17 protein-coding genes are annotated in these 17,443 nt (G+C 64.1%); 5 read left to right on the forward strand and 12 right to left on the reverse strand.

Annotated elements, in window-relative coordinates:
- Positions 1-16 precede the first annotated feature (16 nt).
- The 3 genes from DGI_RS00955 to DGI_RS00965 form a co-directional block, all read right to left on the reverse strand.
- On the reverse strand, positions 17-934 hold the full coding sequence (locus DGI_RS00955; RefSeq protein ID WP_021758734.1) for a branched-chain amino acid transaminase: 918 nt from the start codon (positions 932-934) through the stop codon (positions 17-19).
- Positions 935-1,154: 220 nt separating this feature from the next.
- Positions 1,155-1,523, reverse strand: coding sequence for a hypothetical protein (locus DGI_RS00960; protein ID WP_027192970.1), 369 nt, complete (start codon positions 1,521-1,523; stop codon positions 1,155-1,157).
- The gene (locus tag DGI_RS00965) at positions 1,520-2,929 is read right to left on the reverse strand and encodes an NAD(P)/FAD-dependent oxidoreductase (RefSeq protein WP_021758735.1); all 1,410 of its coding nucleotides are present in this window, start codon (positions 2,927-2,929) and stop codon (positions 1,520-1,522) included. Before DGI_RS00965 ends, DGI_RS00960 begins: the two co-directional genes overlap by 4 nt.
- A gap of 168 nt (positions 2,930-3,097) precedes the next feature.
- Between DGI_RS00965 and DGI_RS00970 the strand changes: the two genes are divergently transcribed.
- Positions 3,098-3,997: a DMT family transporter gene (locus tag DGI_RS00970; RefSeq protein WP_021758736.1), complete on the forward strand. Its 900-nt coding sequence runs from the start codon at positions 3,098-3,100 to the stop codon at positions 3,995-3,997.
- A gap of 319 nt (positions 3,998-4,316) precedes the next feature.
- On the opposite strand, the gene DGI_RS00975 is transcribed toward DGI_RS00970, so the two are convergent.
- On the reverse strand, positions 4,317-6,980 hold the full coding sequence (locus tag DGI_RS00975; RefSeq protein ID WP_021758737.1) for a cation-translocating P-type ATPase: 2,664 nt from the start codon (positions 6,978-6,980) through the stop codon (positions 4,317-4,319).
- Positions 6,981-7,441: 461 nt separating this feature from the next.
- Between DGI_RS00975 and DGI_RS00980 the strand changes: the two genes are divergently transcribed.
- Positions 7,442-7,969 (forward strand): hypothetical protein, encoded by a 528-nt coding sequence (locus DGI_RS00980; protein ID WP_027192972.1) that lies wholly within the window; start codon positions 7,442-7,444, stop codon positions 7,967-7,969.
- A gap of 41 nt (positions 7,970-8,010) precedes the next feature.
- On the opposite strand, the gene DGI_RS00985 is transcribed toward DGI_RS00980, so the two are convergent.
- On the reverse strand, positions 8,011-9,726 hold the full coding sequence (locus DGI_RS00985) for a sensor histidine kinase (protein ID WP_021758739.1): 1,716 nt from the start codon (positions 9,724-9,726) through the stop codon (positions 8,011-8,013).
- Positions 9,727-10,080: 354 nt separating this feature from the next.
- Between DGI_RS00985 and DGI_RS00990 the strand changes: the two genes are divergently transcribed.
- Positions 10,081-10,704, forward strand: a complete 624-nt coding sequence (locus tag DGI_RS00990) for a hypothetical protein (protein WP_021758740.1) — start codon at positions 10,081-10,083, stop codon at positions 10,702-10,704.
- Between the two features lie 122 nt (positions 10,705-10,826).
- On the opposite strand, the gene DGI_RS00995 is transcribed toward DGI_RS00990, so the two are convergent.
- Complete coding sequence (locus DGI_RS00995; protein WP_021758741.1) at positions 10,827-11,387, reverse strand: hypothetical protein; 561 nt, start codon at positions 11,385-11,387, stop codon at positions 10,827-10,829.
- 393 nt (positions 11,388-11,780) lie between these two features.
- On the opposite strand from DGI_RS00995, the gene DGI_RS01000 reads away from it, so the two are divergent.
- A complete protein-coding gene (locus tag DGI_RS01000) occupies positions 11,781-12,182 on the forward strand; it encodes a MucR family transcriptional regulator (protein ID WP_021758742.1) in 402 nt (133 codons plus the stop codon).
- A 390-nt stretch (positions 12,183-12,572) separates the two neighbouring features.
- Positions 12,573-12,965, forward strand: coding sequence for a MucR family transcriptional regulator (locus DGI_RS01005; protein WP_021758743.1), 393 nt, complete (start codon positions 12,573-12,575; stop codon positions 12,963-12,965).
- Positions 12,966-13,071: 106 nt separating this feature from the next.
- On the opposite strand, the gene DGI_RS01010 is transcribed toward DGI_RS01005, so the two are convergent.
- The 6 genes from DGI_RS01010 to DGI_RS01035 all read right to left on the reverse strand — a co-directional run bounded on the left by DGI_RS01010 (position 13,072) and on the right by DGI_RS01035 (position 17,302).
- Positions 13,072-14,451 carry a phage portal protein gene (locus DGI_RS01010; RefSeq protein ID WP_021758744.1) on the reverse strand — a complete coding sequence of 460 codons (1,380 nt, stop codon included), beginning with the start codon at positions 14,449-14,451 and terminating at the stop codon, positions 13,072-13,074.
- An 82-nt stretch (positions 14,452-14,533) separates the two neighbouring features.
- Positions 14,534-15,820 carry a phage terminase large subunit gene (locus DGI_RS18615; protein WP_021758745.1) on the reverse strand — a complete coding sequence of 429 codons (1,287 nt, stop codon included), beginning with the start codon at positions 15,818-15,820 and terminating at the stop codon, positions 14,534-14,536.
- On the reverse strand, positions 15,817-16,380 hold the full coding sequence (locus tag DGI_RS18620; RefSeq protein ID WP_021758746.1) for a hypothetical protein: 564 nt from the start codon (positions 16,378-16,380) through the stop codon (positions 15,817-15,819). Before DGI_RS18620 ends, DGI_RS18615 begins: the two co-directional genes overlap by 4 nt.
- Positions 16,381-16,404: 24 nt before the next feature.
- Positions 16,405-16,656, reverse strand: a complete 252-nt coding sequence (locus DGI_RS18625; RefSeq protein WP_021758747.1) for a hypothetical protein — start codon at positions 16,654-16,656, stop codon at positions 16,405-16,407.
- On the reverse strand, positions 16,653-16,853 hold the full coding sequence (locus DGI_RS01030; RefSeq protein ID WP_021758748.1) for a hypothetical protein: 201 nt from the start codon (positions 16,851-16,853) through the stop codon (positions 16,653-16,655). Before DGI_RS01030 ends, DGI_RS18625 begins: the two co-directional genes overlap by 4 nt.
- Positions 16,854-16,900: 47 nt before the next feature.
- Complete coding sequence (locus DGI_RS01035) at positions 16,901-17,302, reverse strand: hypothetical protein (RefSeq protein ID WP_021758749.1); 402 nt, start codon at positions 17,300-17,302, stop codon at positions 16,901-16,903.
- Positions 17,303-17,443: the final 141 nt, after the last annotated feature.

Genomic DNA, 17,443 nt, shown 5'->3' on the forward strand with positions numbered 1-17,443 from the left:
TCAAAGATAACTTGCCCTAGCAGCTGTAGCGATGCAGCCAGCCTTCGTATGCGGGGTCCTGGCCCTGCACCACCTTGAAGAATTCCTTCTGCAGGGCGCGGGAGATGGGGAACTCCCCGGTGCCGATCTGGCGGCGGTCCACCTCGCGGATGGGCGTCAGTTCGGCGGCGGTGCCGCAGAAGAAGGCTTCGTCGGCCACGTACAGTTCATCCCGGGTGAACTGCTGTTCCACCACGGTGTAGCCCATGGCCTTGGCCACCACCATGAGGCTGTCGCGGGTGATGCCTTCCAGGATGGACGTCAGCGGCGTGGTCTTGATGATGCCCCTGCGCACGATGAAGATGTTCGCGCCCGAGGCTTCGGAGACGTAGCCGTTGGTGTCCAGCATCAGGGCTTCGTCGTACCCGTCGTCCACGGCTTCCATCTTGGCCAGCACGGAGTTGACGTAGTTGCCCACGGCCTTGGACTTGGTCATCATCACGTTCACATGATGCCGGGTGAAGCTGGACGTGCAGACGCGGATGCCCTTTTCCAACGCATCCTCGCCCAGGTACGCGCCCCAGGGCCAGGTGGCGATGATGGTCTGCACCGGGTTGTCCTTGGGCAGCACGCCCATGGCCCCGGCGCCGAAGAAGGACAGCGGCCGGATGTAGCCTTCCTTCATGTTGTTGGCCTTGAGGGTATCCACAATGGCATCGGTGATGGTCTGTTCGGAATGCGGAATGGTCATGCGCAGAATGCGGGCGGAATCGAAAAACCGGCGCACATGCTCGGGCAGGCGGAACACGGCGGAGCAGTCGCCGCAATTGTAGGCCCGGATGCCCTCGAACACGCCCACGCCGTAATGCAAGGCATGGGTCAGGACGTGGACCTGGGCCTCGTCCCAGGGGACGAGGTTGCCATCAAACCAGATGTAGGGCGTTTTCTGAACCATGCGAACTCTCCTTCCCCCTTCTGCTGCGTGTTGTGGACGCAAGACCGGCGGATGCCGTACGTTGATTGATTAAACAATCAGCATGACTTAGAGCAAATACCCTACTCCGCACCCAGGGGCCGCGTCAAGCGGCAGTGGCAAAATGGGGCGAAAGTCCAATATCTGCAACGGGTAATCGTTGATTTCCATCGCGCCCGGAGACGTCATGCCAGACGAACGCCTATTCCCCGCACCCCTGCCGGCACTGCGCATGGGCGAAATCCAGCCAGGGGAGGCAGCCCTGGCCGGAATTGGCGGTGGCAGCCAGCCGGGTTCGGGCGTCCTGCCGGCGCTGCCGGCAGGCGGTCTCGCAGTCCCCGGGCGGAATCTCCGCCGACTGCATATGCCGGCACAGGGCCTCCACCGTGTCCCGCGGACAACTGGCGCCGGTGAACCACACCGAAGGGCCGGAAAAGCGCATGCAGCGCTCCAGACTTTCGGCGCGCTCGTAGCGATCCTGCGCGGTCTTGCGGGGGGCGGCATCGGTCCCGGCGGGTGCGGAAGCGGGGACCAGCAGCAGGCAGACGACGACGAGGAGCACGCGCCTCATCCCTGGTTCTCCCCGGCGGCGTGTTGCGCCTTGTCGGCAAGGATGGCCTTGGCCGGCAGCAGGCCCGTGGCTGCAGCGGCGACGATGTTGCCGGCCACGCCGGGGCCGTCGCCCGCCACATACAGTCCCTGGATGCGCGTCATCAGCGTGCTGTCCGACTCCACCTGGTTGGCGAAGAACTTGATTTCCGGCGCGTAGAGCAGCGTTTCCTCGTTGGAGACGCCCGGGGCCACCAGATTCAGCCGTTCCAGGCCTTCCACCAGGTTTTCCAGGATGCGATCGGGCAGGGCCATGGCCAGATCCCCGCACACGACGTTCTTCATGGTCGGTTCGATGGAACTTTTCATGATCCGGTTCCAGGTGGAGCGCCGACCGCGCTTGAGGTCGCCGAAGCGTTGCAGGATCGGCTTGCCGCCGCCGATGAGGGTGGCCAGCCGGCCGATGGCCTCGCCATAGGTCTGGTTGTCCGAAACGGGTTCCGTCAGCACCACCTTGGAAAGAAACGCAAAGTTGGTGTTCTCGGACTTGCGGTCCATGTACGCATGCCCGTTCACGCACACGAAGTCCTGATAGTTCTCCAGGGAGACGAAGCCTTCGCGGTTGGTGCAGAAGGTGCGGGTGGAATCGTCATATTTGCTGGTCTGGATGAAGAACGTGGGGTCGTAGATGACATCCGTGATGTCGGAATAGATGTCCTTGTGCACTTCCACGCGCACGCCCACCTCGATGCCGCGCTGGGAGCAGGCCAGCCGATGCCGGGCGGCGATGCGCGAGCACCACTCCGCGCCCAGGCGTCCCGGGGCCAGGATGACATGGCGGGCCTTGTACTCGGCCTTGCTGGTCACCAGCCCGGTGATGCGGCCATCTTCCACCACAATGTCTTTGGCTTCCTCCCTGGTGTGGAAGACGACGCCCCTGTCGCGCAGGTGGGCCGTCATGGTGGCGATGTGGTAGGGCAATTTGTCGCTGCCCAGGTGCTTTTGCTTGATGAGCAGCAGATCCACCCCGTGCTTTTTGGCCGTCTTGCGGATTTCCCGGGCGGCTTCCCAGTCGGTGGGGTACACGGGCCCGTCCATGCCGAAGCGGTTGAAGACGGCCTCGGTCTCGTCGATGAGGGCCTGCGCTTCGGAAAGGGGCAGGAACTGGGTGAGGTCCGACTTGCCGAGCTTGTGGATGTAGTTCAGCTTGCCGTCGGAGAACAGGCCCGCCCCGCCCACGCCCGCCAGGATATGGCAGGGATCGCACTTGCGGCAGACGCCGTCCTTCTTGATGGGGCAGGCGCGTTTGTGGATGTCGTGGCCCTTGTCCAGGACCAGAACCTTCAGATCCGAATGCTCGCACAATTGGTAGGCGGCAAAGAGGCCGGCCGGGCCGGCGCCGACGATGATGACGTCCCAGGTATTCACGGTGGACTCCAGGAGCGGGATGCGGTTCGCGAAAAGGGGCAGTGTTGCATAGCGGAAGTTGGGGCGGGATGCAAGGCGCGAGGCAATCAAAACGCAGCCTCCCTTTACTTCACACCGGGGGCGGGGTACAGCCCGTCCTTTCCCCACGCCCCCTTCAGGAGAATATCCATGCCCACGCCCACGCGGCCGGCCCAGTCCTCCCGTCTCGCCGCCACCCTGGCCCTGAGCCTGGCCATGGTGCTGTGGGGGTCGAGCTTCATCGCCATGAAGGTGGCCGTGGGCGCCCTGCACCCCCTGCTGGTGATCTTCGGCCGCATGCTCCTGGCCACCCTGCTGTTCGCCGTCTTCGCCCGGCGGTTCATGCGGGCGGAATACCACAAGGGGGACTGGAAGCCCATGCTGCTCATGGGGCTGTGTGAGCCGGGGCTGTATTTTCTGTTCGAGGCGTACGCCCTCACGCACACCTCTGCGGCGCAGGCCGGCATGGTCACGGCCATGCTGCCGGTGATGGTGGCCGGCGCGGCAGCCGTCTGGCTGGGGGAGCGGCCCTCGCCGCGCATCTGGGCCGGATTCATCCTGGCTGTGCTGGGGGTGATCTGGCTTTCCACGGCATCCACGGTGCAGGAGACCGCGCCCAACCCGCTGCTGGGCAACTTCCTGGAATTCATGGCCATGGTCTGCGCCACGGGCTACATGTTGCTGCTCAAGAAGCTCTCCGCCCGCTATTCCCCCTGGCTGCTCACGGCCATTCAGGCCCTGGTGGGGACGCTCTTCTACCTGCCCACGCTGCCCTTCGTCAGTTGGCCGCAAACATGGGAACCCCTGCCGCTGCTGGCGGTGCTGTACCTGGGATCCGTGGTCACCATCGGGGCCTATGGCTGCTACAACTTCGGCATGAGCCGGCTGCCGGCCAGTCAGGCATCGGCCTTTGTGAACGCCATCCCGGCCGTGTCCCTGCTGCTGGCCTGGCTGCTGCTGGGCGAGACGTTGAACGCCCAGCAACTGCTGGCCTGCGGCGCGGTGTTCGCCGGGGTGGTCCTCAGCCAGGGCACCGTGCGCCAAACCTGACGCCAGGCCTAGAGCATTTTAATTTTGAAAAAGCATATTGCGAGAGGGGAAACCTTTTGCAAAAGGTTCTCCCCTCTCGCGCTCTCCCCTTCCAAAACTTTAATAGTGACCTTGAATCACAATAAAAAGTCTTCGGAAAGAGGGTTCGGGGAAAAAGCCTTTCTTTAGAAAGGTTTTCCCCCGAGAGTTCTTTCAAAGATAACTTGCCCTNCTTTCTTTAGAAAGGTTTTCCCCCGAGAGTTCTTTTCAAAAACAACATGCTCTAACGCCAGGCCTGACGCCATGCACCGCCGGCGCCCCGGCCCTTCGGGCAGGGTGCTCAGACACCGGACGCTCCTGACCTGCTCAACGATTTATACAGCTGCAGCACCACAAAGGGCACCGTGCTGGCCGCCAGCACCAGCAGCCAGCCCTCCTGCCCCAGGGCCGCCACATGCAGCGCCCGGGCCACAGGTGGCAGGCAGCAGGCAATGGCCACCAGGGTCAGGCTGATGGCCACCGCGCCCCAGGCAAAGGGGTTGCACGTGATATCATTGACAAACACCCCGGTGCGGCGCTCGCGCATGTTGAAGGTATGCCAGATGCGGGCCAGGGCCAGGGAAAGAAACGTCACCGTGACGGCCTGTTCCTGGGTGAACAGCAACCGGTGCAGCGCCCACCAATAGGCAGCCAGCATGCATGCGGCGATGACCGCGCCATAGACGAAAATACCCGTCCAGTGGGCCGCGGCCAGCACGGGTTCGCGCACACCACGGGGCTGGGGCGGCGGCGGCGCGCCCCTGCCCTGCCCCAGGCCCAGGGCCAGGGCGGGAAAGATGTCGCAGATCATGTTCAGATACAGAATCTGCAGGGGCAAAAGCGGCAGCTTGAGGCCCAGGCCCATGGCCGCGCCAATGAGCATGAGCTGCCCCACGTTGCCCGAGAGCAAATAGACGATGAACTTGCGGATGTTGTTGAAGATGACCCGGCCCTGATCCACGGCCATGGCCACGGTGGCCAGGGCGTCATCCTTGAGCACCAGATCTGCCGCCTCCTGGGCCACCTGGGTGCCGCGCAGGCCCATGGCCACGCCGATGTCGGACTTCTTGAGGGCTGGCGCATCGTTCACGCCGTCCCCGGTCATGCCCACCACGTGCCCGGCTTCCTGATAAAGCCCGATGAGGTCCAGCTTCTGTTCCGGGGTGACGCGGGCAAAGACGTTGGTCTGCAGCAGGTCACGCTTTTCCACTGCCGTCAGGGTGTGGCCGGGCCTGAGATCCGCGCCCACCATCACCTTGCCGTGCTCGGCATCCACCAGTCCCAGGGCCTCGCCCACGGCCAGGGCCGTGGCCGGCTGATCCCCGGTAACCATCACCAGCCGCACCCCCTGCTGCCGCAGTCGGGCCACCACCTCCCGCATGTCTGCCCGGGGCGGATCTGCCAGGCCGGCCAGGCCCAGGAGGGTCAGGTCCGTATAGGGGGGATCCTCCGTGCTCGCCGCAGCCTTGCCAGCCAGCCCCAGCAGCCGCAGCCCCTGGCCGGCCAGACGCCGGTTGCCGTCCTCCCAGGCCTGCCGCAGGGCAGGGGTAATGGGGATGTCTCCCTCGCTCGTGCGCACGGTGGCGCAGACGGCCAGCACCCGTTCCGGCGCGCCTTTCACGGCCACCAGCAGCCCTTCTGTATCCTGATGATAGGTGGCCATCATCACGGTGTCGGAATCAAAGGCCTCCTCGCGCAGTTCGGGCATGGTCTGCAGCAGGTGATCGCGCTCCAGGCCGGCATCGCGCCCGGCTTCCAGCAGGGCCAGCTCCAGGGGATCGCCCACATGCTCGTCTTCCCCGTCATGCGCCAACTGCCCGTTGTTGCAGAGCACGCCGGCCAGCACGGCCTGACGCAGATGCGGGGGGGTGTCTGTTCCGGGAACGACCACCGCCGGCAGGCCATCCGCCCCGGCCAGGAGCATGGAGGCCAGCCGCATGCGATTCTCGGTGAGGGTGCCGGTTTTGTCGGAGCAGAGCACGTTCACCGTGCCCAGGGTCTCCACGGCGGAAAGCCGGGTGATGACGGCATTGCGGGCCGCCATGCGCCACATGCCCTGCGCCAGGGCGATGGTGGCCACGATGGGCAGGCCCTCGGGGATGGTGGCCACCGCCAGGGCGATGGCCGTCTGGATGATCAGGGGCAGGGCCATACCAGACTGCACCCCGGCCACGATGACCACCGCCGCCACGGCCAGGGTGATCCAGAACAGCTTGCCGCCCAGGCTGTTGAGCCGCTTTTCCAGGGGGGATTGTTCGGCCTTGGCAGACTGCGTTAGTGCGGCGATGCGGCCCAGCTCCGTGCCCATGCCCGTACCGGTGGCGATGGCCGTGCCCGTGCCCATGTGCAGCGCCGTGCCCTTGAAGAGCATGTTGGTGCGGTCTGCCAGCATGGTGGATTCCGGCAGGGGCGCGGTGATTTTGTCCACCGGCAGGGACTCGCCGGTCAGGGCGCTCTCATTGGCGCGCAACCGGGAGGACTCCACCACACGCAGGTCTGCGGCCAGCACATCGCCGGCTTCCAGGGCGAGCAGATCCCCGGGCACCACCTGGCTGGCCGGAATCTCCTTCACGCGGCCGTCGCGGATCACCCTGGCATTGACCTGGCTCATGCGCTGCAAGGCGGCGATGGAGCGCAGGGCCTTGAGCTCGGTCACAAAGCCGATGAGCACATTGAGCAGCAAGGCCACAGCAATGGCCGCCACCTCCAGCCACTCGCCCAGCACGGCGCTCATCACCGCGGCCAGCACCAGCAGCAGCGCGATGAGATTCATGACCTGCCGCAACAAAATGGCGTGCCAGGGCTCCTGCTGCTGCGCGGTGATGACGTTCTCGCCAAAGCGTTCCAGCCGGGCCTGGGCCTCGGCATCGGTGAGACCACGGGCAAGATCCGTCTCCAGGGCAGCGGCCACGGCGGGCGCGGGCATGGCCCAGGGGGCATCAGGAATCATCGGAGGCGAAGGCATGGAGAGCAGCTCCGGATAGCAAGGGGTTGCGCAGGCAGCAGGGGAAGGCGGAGAAGATACTGGGCGCTATCATGGCTGCATTGCAAAAAAAAGTATACACAGCATTAATCCTGTGTCATAGAAAAGGAGAAACCCCTCTCTGTTCATTGATTAGTGCAATAACTACGATGCATTACCTAACACCATCTCCACCATTGATGCAATCGGACACAGGAATGCCTTCCTGCTGGCGCCCCCCCCGAAAAAGAACATGGAGCAACGTGTTGCATCTACTCTGTGTCGAGTGTGTGAACAAGGAAAATTTCCCTGTACAAACACGTAAAAAGGTGTGAACACGAATTTAGAATCAACACAACAAACGATACAACACAACTTTTTCTAGACGATCTCTGTTTTGTGGCAGAACGATGCAGGACAGGCCACGCGCTTTCTGCATCCAGGCAATCCAGGAGGGTAAGAACATGGCGTTCGACATCTCTACCTTCATGAAGCAGCGAGCCCAGCGGGCAGGCATTGCAGGAAGCACGCCAGTCAAGAAATGGATCTCGCTCCCTCGTAATGGACAAAAAACCCTGGATTTCATGGGGGAGCTGGTGGCCACCATCACGGAACGCAACGCCGTGCATTCTGGCGCATCCGAATGGAAGCTTTCCATCTTCAGAGCCTTGCCGGATCATTATGTCTTTGCGTCTGCGCTGCGTCTGGCCGCCCCTGAACGCATGACATTGTACAGCGCCCGCGTCTTCGAAACGCAACAGGCCCTGCGCGCCTTTCTGCTGGACGGCCAGCACGCCCAGGTGGAGCTGCCCCGCCTGCTGCTGGAAAAGGCCGGCATGCTCCGCCCCGGTACGAATGCCGAGGACCGCCTGCGCCAGGGTCGGGCCTTCGGGCCGCAGCGGCTGCAATGGGGAGACGGCTGGGCCTCTGTGTGGCAGCTGCTGGCGCACGGGGGCTTCAATTACGCCACGTCCACCCGCGTGCCGCAGTAGGCGGTGCTGCAGCGGCTGAGGGCCTCGCCTGGGATGGTGCCTTACTGTGGTGCGACCAGCGGCTCCTGCAAGGGCGCAACGGGCAGGCGCAGGATGAAGCGCGCGCCCTCCCCCGCCGGAGACTCGGCCCGGATGCTCCCGCCCAGGTGTTCCACAATCTGCCTGCAGATGGCCAAGCCCAGCCCTGCGCCCTTGGCAGCGGTCATGTGGGCCGGGGGCAGGGTATCCTGCGCGCCCGTGCGGCTTTGGTAGAATTTCTCAAACACCAGTTCGAGTTCTGCGGCCGGAATGCCGGGGCCGTCGTCCTCCACCACCAGTTCCGCCATGCCCGGGGCCTCCGGAATGCTGCGGGCCAGCAGACGAATCTCACCAAATGCGGTGAACTTGACGGCATTGTGCAACAGGTTGAGCAGCACCTGATGCATGCGGTCGCGGTCAACCAATAAGGGAGACAGGCCGGGCTCCACGATGGTGCGCAGGGTCAGCTGTGGCCGCTGTGTCAGTTCCCCGGCCACGGCCAGGCTGGCTTCCTCCAGCAACGGGGCCACCTCCAACGCCTCCAGCCGCCATTCCACCGCCCCGGCCTCGATGCGGTTGACGTCCAGCAGATCGTTCACCAGCCGGGTCAGCCGCAATCCCTCCTTGGCGATGATGCCCAGGTTGGCGCGGATGGTATCGGCCTTGGCGCGCTGGGCTGCATCGACGCCAGGGACGCCTTGCAGGAACCGGTCAAAGGTTTTGGCGGTGATTTTGGCAAAGCCCAGGATGGAGGTCAGCGGGGTGCGCAGTTCGTGGGAGGCAGAGGAAAGAAAGCTGGTCTTGAGCTGGTCCAGCTCCCGCAGGCGACGGTTGCTGTGCTCCAGTTCCATGGTACGCTCCACCACCTGTTGCTCCAACGCCTCATGCATGCGGGCCCGGAAGGCCGCCTCCTCTTTTTGCCGGGTGATGTCTACGATGAAGCCGTAGATGAAGGCCACACCGCCATCCTCCCCACGCCGGATCCGCGTGGTGATGGAGGCCCAGAACTGCTGCCCGTCCCGCCGCTTGAGCTGCACCTCGAAGTTGTCCACCTTGCCCTGCTCGCGCAGGTGGGCCACGTAGCGGACGCGCTCGGCGGAATCCGCGTACAGCTGGCAGGCGATATCGTCCACGCACTCCACCATTTCCCGGGGCGAGGCATAGCCCACCATGCGGGCATATTCGGGATTCACCGTCAAGAACTGCCCCTCCAGGGTGGCCTGAAAGATGGCCACCGGCGCCAGCTCGAACAGTTCCCGATACTTGCGCTCCGCCTCCTGCAGGGCGGCTTCGGCCTTCTTGCGGTCGGTGATGTCCCGAAACATGCCTTCCACACCCAGCACCCTGCCGCGGCCATCCCGGTAAAAACTGCAGCTCACCGCCACCACCACAGCGCCGCCGTCGCGCTTGCGCAGCAGCACTTCGTAGTCGCGCACCGCGCCCTGGCTGGCAATGGTCTCCAGCATGGCGGCCCGCTGGGCGGGATGGGCCCAGAAGGAATCCATGGGCTTGTGCAGCACATCATCCATGGAATCGAAGGCCATGAGTTGCAGCGCCGAAGGGCTGATCATGATCAGCCGGCCCTGGGCATCGGTGCGATAAAACACATCCGTGCTGGTATCCAGCATGGAGCGGAAGGTGTCTTCATGGATGCGGGATTCGCGGACCCGCCGGCGTTGCTGCAGTGCGAAGACTCCGGCAACGAGCAGTCCGGCCAGAAAGCACAGGGCGTACGTCATGATTTCGCGTGGCGCGACAGCGCACCATGGGGCATGGGATTACTCTGGTACACAACCTGTTCATTCCATGAACAGCGCCAAATGACAAGAAGCCCTGGCGCACCGCTCCGGGATTTGCTTGCGGCCCCCTCGGCATCCTGCTAGAGCATTTTATCTTTGAGAAGAGTTCCTGGGGGAACCCCTCCCCAAAGACTTTTGTTATAATTACAAAATACTATCAAATTGTTGGAAGGGGAGAGCGCGAGAAGAGAGGACCTTTTGCAACAAGGCTTTCCCTCCCGCAAAGTCCTTTTTCAAAATTAAAATGCTCCAGGCCGGACGGCGAGTTTCACGCACAACCAGGAGCCCAGCGCCGTGCGCCGCGTGCATCCTCTGCTCATCCTGGCTGCGGGAGCGCTGCTCCTGACAGCCGCCAGCCTTGCCCTGCTCTGGCAGTGGAGCGGCCCCGTCTCCACGGTGGTGCACGCCAACGGCACAGCGCTGGACCGGACCATACCGGCACGCCCCATCCCGCCGGCACCTGCGCCGCATCCCCCTGCACAACCGCCCGCCCCGCCGCCTGACGACATGCTCACCGATCTGGCCGGGGTGCTCGTCGCCAGTCACTCGGCAGCAGACATCGACGATCTGAACGTGCCGGCCCTGATTGCCCGCTATGTGCCCGACGATCCGGCGCCCCTGCCCCCGACCCTGCTCAACCTGGGCTACTATATGACCGCCGGCCCCCTGGTGCAGCGCATGGTCTGGCATGCGCACCAGCACGGGCCGGATCGCAACGCCACCCTGGCCGCCGCGGCCCGCAGCGCCCGGACCCTGGCCAAGTGCACCCCTGCGGATCAGACGCCGAACTGCCGCAGCACCATGGCGCTGCTGGCGCCCCTGGCTCCTGGCCCCGGAGACGTCGCCGGCCTCCAGGCCACGGCCCAGACCCTGCTGCTGGACTTCGCCGCCCGCCTGGACCGCGCCGCCGGAAGATGATCCGCCCTCGCACCGCTGAGGGCGTGCGCATCGGCGCACGATGATTTCGCGCACCCCACGCAGCAAGACCTGACGCCGCCGCAGCAGCGTCAGGTCTTTCGTTGTGCTTCTCACGCGAGAGGCTAGCGGTGCGCGCGTTTGAGAATGTCGAAGGAAATGCCGCCAGCCAGGGCATAGAGCTCGTCCAGGGCCACGTTTTCGTAGCCTACCAGAAGAATTTTCACTTCCTGGGAAAGGTCCAGCGTGGCCACCGGGGAGGGGGTGGAGTCGTTGCCGTGCCATTTGACGCCGGCCACCTCCTTGCTGGTGGGGGGCATCTTGCCGCCCACCTGCGCCATGGTCTTGGCATCGCGGCGGAAGCCGTAGGTGGGGTCCTTGCGGACATTGTCGATATAGGAAACGTACACCACCTTGCCCGGGGCCTCGTAGCGGGCCACCAAGCTGCCGTCCACGGGATGAAACTCGTGGTACAGGCTCACCTGTTTGAAGCCGGGCAGCTTGACCGTGGCGAACCACTTGCGCACAGCCTCTTCCGGAATGCTGGGCGTAAAGGCCTCGCGCGGCTGCGCCAGGGCGTTGCCGGCAGCCATGATCACCACCAGCGTGCAACACAACGCCAATATGGCGCGCTTCCACAACACGCCCGCTGCCGGGCAGCGGGTCTGCAAACCTGCATGTTCCATGGATATTCCTGCTAATGGATGACGGATGGAAAGAAGGCGCCGCGCAAGAGGCGCGCACGCCGAATCGGCCAGGGCACCATACGCCCGAGCGTCTGGCAAGGCAAGCCGAATCAATTTTTGGCCTGCTTTTTGCTAAGTTTTTACACACTGCCTCCGCACTACGTCATCTGTGTTGTTTTACTGCAATGACAATGCATCTTGACGTGTTAAATAATTTTTAGACTTTTATTAGAAAAGTTGTACCATCGTAGCATGGCCATTCAACGCAGTTGTAGGCGTGAAGTTAGAGAATCAACCTCTCATGCAATTACCCAATCACCTTGACAATGCCACCAACTTGCGACACAAGAGTTCTACTGTTGCCGCAACAGCACTTCAAAAGGGGATTGAGGAATGGAGAGCTACGTTAAAGAAGCACTGGAAATCGTCAAGGCTCAGGCGAGCGTGCGCAATATGAGCGAGGAGGAAATCACCTCCATGGTTCATAAACTCAGCCAAGGCATTCGTTCCATCAGCGAGGGGACGCGTGTGAAGGCTGCAGCTCCCCGGACCAGTCAGGATCCCATGGAAGCCATCAAGGAAAACTCCATCCTGTGCCTGGAATCCGGCAAGGCGTACAAGATCCTCACCAAGCGACACCTTGCGCAGTTCGGCCTCACACCGGACGAATACCGCGCCAAGTGGGGCTATAAGAAGGGCCAGCCACTGGTGTGCAAGTCCCTGCAGCGCGAGCGCCGCAAAAAGATGAAAGACATGAAGCTCTGGGAAAAACGCATGAAGCCGGTGCGGGAGTAACCGGCGACGTGCGCGCCATCGTCCATTGGCTGCCTTGCTGCGATTCTGGGGCGCACGCAGGGCACAGCTCCGGCCTCTCGGCGACGTGCGCGCATTCATTGCCGCCACTGTCTGGACTCGCTGCGTCGCCTGCCGGCGCAGCGAGTCTGCACTGTTGCACGCGGCTCCATGCGGCACTGCCCGTACTATAGTATATCTAGATTTTATTTCAAGTTACTTTCAACCAAATACACGCGACCCATGACATCTGACAGCAACACCAACGCAATGCCACATCAAAATCTGCATTATTGACGCATGCCGGCGTCTTCATTGCTTGACATGCTGATATCGTCACTGTATACGTTTGTTACGTAGACTTGCTCGCTACATTCATTCTGGAGGCGCTTCGTGGAAAGCTACATCAAGGAAGCTCTGGAGATCGTCAGGGCCCAGGCTGGCGTCCGCACCATGACGGAAGAAGAAATCACGTCCATGGTCCGCACCCTGGCCAAAGGGATCAAGAGCATGCATGCCGGAGACATGCCCGCTTTTGAAGCGCCCATTGCTGCGGGCGACCCCCTGCAAGCCATCAAGGAAAAGACCATCACCTGCCTGGAAGACGGCAAGGCGTACAAGATCCTCACCAAGAAAACCCTTGCCAAGTTCGGCCTCACCCCGGACGAATACCGCGCCAAGTGGGGCTACCAAAAGAACCTGCCCCTGGTGTGCAAGGCCTTGCAGCGCGAGCGCCGCAAGAAAATGAAGGACATGAAGCTCTGGGAAAAGCGCATGAAGGGCTAAACGCCCGACAGACGCGCGCGCCTCTGGCTTCGCTGCTATCCCATTGCGGACGACGCCGGACGCTCTGCCTGGAGCATCCGGCGTCGTCGCATTCAAGTCATTCGCCCTAATCCCGAGGCTGCTGTTCCGCAACGTCCTTCGCGGTCAGTTCCTCCCGCACGGTGCCCAGCACTCCTTCCCCGCCGGGCAGCAGCCGCCGCGCCAGGCTCATCTTCAGTTCCCGCTGAAAAGTCGGGCTGTCGATGAATCCTGCGCCCTTGAGGGCGTTGTCCAGATCTGCGGCCAGATCCTCCACGGAAAAATGCCGCGGCCGCTCCAGCCGCATGCGCTCCACTTCCTTTTCTCGCCCCTGCCAGGCCAGCCAGTGGCCCAGGATGGCCCGTTCCGCCTCTTCCAGATTGGCCGCCTTGGAGGCCAGCACCGAATTGAGCAGCTGAAATTCCTGCCGCAATGCCACGCCGCTCTTGGCCTGGGCATCCACGCCATGCAGCCCGCCGGCGTTGGACATGCGATAGATTTCCTGCGTCTTGCGCTCCACCCACAGCAGGATGGCTTCCACCGGCTCGCGGGCTGCCGCCTCCAGCCAGTCCGGACGGGCGTCCGCGCCGGCGTCGGGGTCCCATTCCAGCACCGCCCGGGGGCCGGTGGCCACCTCGTCGCGCAGGCCTGTGGCGTCCGGCGGCTGGCGGGGCGTGCGGAACATGGGGAAGGCGCAGTTGCGGATCACCTCTCCCCCCAGGGACAGATCCCGGATGATACTCGCATCCAGCGGGGCCACGTCGGCAATGTCCGAGACCCCCACGAACCGCCGCCGCCCCGTGAGATTCATCAGCCAGACAAAGGGCACCCGCCCCAGCGGGTGCGTCCCCTGCCCCACCAGTTCCGCGCCCTCCTCCACCCGCCAGCGCTCCCACGCATCCGGGCGATAGACGAGGATGGTGCCGTCCTCCTCCATGAGCTTGACCATGGCCACATACGGCCGATGGTTGATGTCGCGCTCCACCCGCCAATCCAGAATGGCTTCAGGATGATACGCCGCCAGGTACGGGTGCAGCCTGGCCTCGCGTTCCTCCTGCCGGGTGGCGGCGCCGCGGCCGGGCTTGTCCACCAGCACGCCCACATGGCCGAAGATGCTGGCGTACTTTTGCTGTTCCAGCAGGAAGTTGTCGTAGTTGGTGCCGTAGAGATCGCAATCCTCGGCAAAGGTGCGCCACAGGCCATCCCCGGCCAGACCGGCCAGTTCGCGGCGGGGCTGCTTTTCAAACAGATAGAAATTGAAACAGTTGACGATGGACTTGCAGTAGTTGAAGCCCACGGCCTCGCGCAGGCGGTCCTGAAACTCGTGCAGCTCCTCGCGGGGATGCCGCGCCAGCACGCCATAGGCCAGCATGGCGTCCAGGCCCTCGTATGCCGCAATCCAGAACCGCCAGCGCGGCAGCATCGCCGCATGGTGCGGGTGCACCTTCAACAACTCCTCGCGGGTCATGACGCCTCCGTGGATGAAGTGGGATAAACGATGCGGCGGGCCTGGGAGTTCAGCGCCCCCTGCCGTACCGCAGGCAGGCCGTTCAGGGCCGCTTGAACTCGGCGCAACACAGGTAGCCCAGGGCGGTGGTGACGTGTTGTTCGAAGAGCGAGTCGTCTTCCACGTACTGCGCACCCTGTTTGAGGGCCGCGCGTTCCAGCCCGCGGATGAGGGTCTCGCAGCGGGGATGAATCTTCAGCCGCACGCGGCCTTCGGCGTCGCACAGCAGGCAGTTGACCAGATTGTGCCGGTCGCGCACGGGCGGGTTGGCCTTGGGGACTTTCTGTTGCGCAAACCCGGCGGCGGCCAGCAGGGAATAGTCGGTCATGCCGGAGCGGGTGTCCCGGGCGCGACCGGAGGCGTCGCCGTACACGATGACGCCGGCACGGACCTGCTCGTGCCAGGGGCGGCCCTTCATTTCGGCAATGACGTGGTTGGTGTCCGCGGTTTCCATGACGATCTCGTCGAACACATGCAGCTCCATGCCCTGGGGCCCCCGCCGGAGCTGGGCCAGGACCGAGCTCATGGGCTTGCCCGGCGCAAGGTTGAAATCATGGCTCCAGAGCAGGGGCAGTTCCGGGGCGAAGGCGATGTCTGCACAGAGATGCCGGGCGCGGTCGAAACTGTGGTAGATGACGTGGGCCGAGAGGGCCACCCACTTGCTCAGGACCATGCGATCATACAGCCGGGCCGGGTACATGCGTTTGAGGCTCTGGGTGTAGCCGTCGGGCAGGTGGCGGTTCTCGAAGGTGGTGGCGTAGAACACGTCCATGAGTTCAGGATCGTACTGTTCCACGAACATGGAATGCATCCAGCTGCCGGGCTCGTCCAGGGTGGTGGTGAAAAGCATCTGGCAGGGCATGCGGGTGTCGCGCAGGCGGGCCATGAGCACCTCCACGGCCTCGCGCCGGGCCAGGAAGCACTCATCCACCCACACCCAGCCAAATTCCACGCCGGCCAACAGGTGATAGGACTCCAGGGACCGGCAGAGCACGTCCGTCCAGTGGGCGTCCGGGCCGGGCATGGCGATGTTCAGGGCGGTTTTGGCGAAGGGCAGCGTGCCGGGACGGATGGGCATGCCGGCGCGCTGGCAGGTGCGGTACAGGTTGCGCAGGGTGGAGTCCGTGAGCTGGGCATAGCTGTTGGCGGCGATGCAGCCCAACACCCCGGGCGGAGTACGCTGCACCTGCTTGACCACCCACAGGGAGCCGGCCTCGGTTTTGCCGCTGCCCACCCCGCCGCCCAGAAAGACATAGCGTTTGGTGGAGGACAGCACCTGGAGCTGATGCGGCAGGGCGTGCAGGGTTGTTTCGTGGGGCGAGGTGCTCATGCGGGTTTGTGGAACTCCTGTTCGGATTCGCAACCACCGGCTGCAGTGGGTCCCGGATCCGGAACGATGGTCAGCCGCACCGGACCGCAGGCCTGGGCCTCGGCCCCCTTGCCGCCCCACTGGTCCGGCAACACGTGCTCCAGCCACCAGACGGCGGCCTTCCACTGCGGGGCGGCCTGTTTGGTGGTGGATGTTTCCTTGACGACGTTCCCGGCCTCGTCCACCACCCGCACCGTCTCGCGCACGGTTTCGCCCTCCACGGCGCTGCGGCGGATGGCCTCCAGACAGGCGGCTTCGGTGCGGGCCATTTCCATGCGTGCCCGGGCGGCCAGGGCGGCGCAGGCTTCCTCCAGGGCCGGGAGCCTGCGGCCCGCGCGGGGCGGGCGGTCCAGCACCTGCGCGCCCAGGGCCAGCCAGGAATCCAGCACGTCCTTGGACACGGCCGCCGCGGCCGCCGCTGTCTGCAAACTGCCGCCGCTCTGCAGCACGCAGGCAATCATGTCGATCTGTTCCGGCGCAGGCGCATGGCCCGGCCGGGGGGAAGTGTGTCGGGGGCTCATGCGTCCCGCATCCTCCTTGGGTGATCATTTTCCGAATCCGGACGGCCACAGCCGGGACACCACAAACGCCGCCGCCGAGGACGCCCCGGCGAACCACCACACCCGCGCCCGCACCTGCTCCAGGCCGGCTTCCAGGTCCTGGATGCGCCGGCCGCGGCCCTCGCACCGTTCGCTGAGGATGGTCTTGATTTCCGCCAGCAGGGTGTTGGCAACGTGCTGCTGGGTGCGCAGCACGTCGATGGCATCCCACAAGTCGCGCAGATCGCGGTCGCTCATCGGGATTCGCCGGCATTGTCCGTGTTCGTGCGGGAGGCGGCGTCCGCCAAACCCTGCCCCAGCAGGTACGAGATGAGCACCCCGGCCGCGGCATAGAGCTGCTCCGGGCTCACATCCAATTCCAGCGCCCGCGCGCCCAGCAGCAGTGCGCTGCCGAGAACGGCCGTCCAGAGCTTGCGGGAAGTGAGTTTCTCCATGAAAAATCTCCTTGGGTAAAAGGCGATGCACATGCGCCCGCTGCGGATCAGACTGCCAGCAGCTGCCGCACCCGCCGCGGGGTGATGTTGAAGATTCGCGCCAGACTCCCCACGCTCGCGCCCTGGCTGTGCAACTGCCGCAGCCGCGATTGCCGCACCTGACGTTCCAGGGCATCGAGTTTGGGGATGTGCAGCTTCTCCCGACCGTGCACCCGCACCAGCCGTTCCATGGCCGGCAGGCCGATGCAGGCGGTCAGGTGATGGTCGGGGTACGGGTATTCGGGCACATACACGGCGGTGCCGCCGTAGGACTCGGCCAGCAGCACCGTGGCCGGAGCGCCCATCAGACGCCTGAGCCCGGCCAGGGAGGGCGGCAGGGTGTTCCAGTCCAGCGCGTCCAGATCCCAGACATCATGATGACGGGCCGTGGCGTGCTCAAGGCTGTGCATGCGTGTCCTCCAACGCTGGTGGTTGCTGCGTCACGAGGTCAGCATAGACAGGCACACAAGGCAGGGGCCGCCCATGCCCGGCCATACCCTCCAGGCACCCTCCAGGATGGCTTGACCGCGCAAAAAAGCGCCGGAGCCTAC

It is taken from the genome of Megalodesulfovibrio gigas DSM 1382 = ATCC 19364, assembly GCF_000468495.1.
GTDB lineage: Bacteria > Desulfobacterota > Desulfovibrionia > Desulfovibrionales > Desulfovibrionaceae > Megalodesulfovibrio > Megalodesulfovibrio gigas.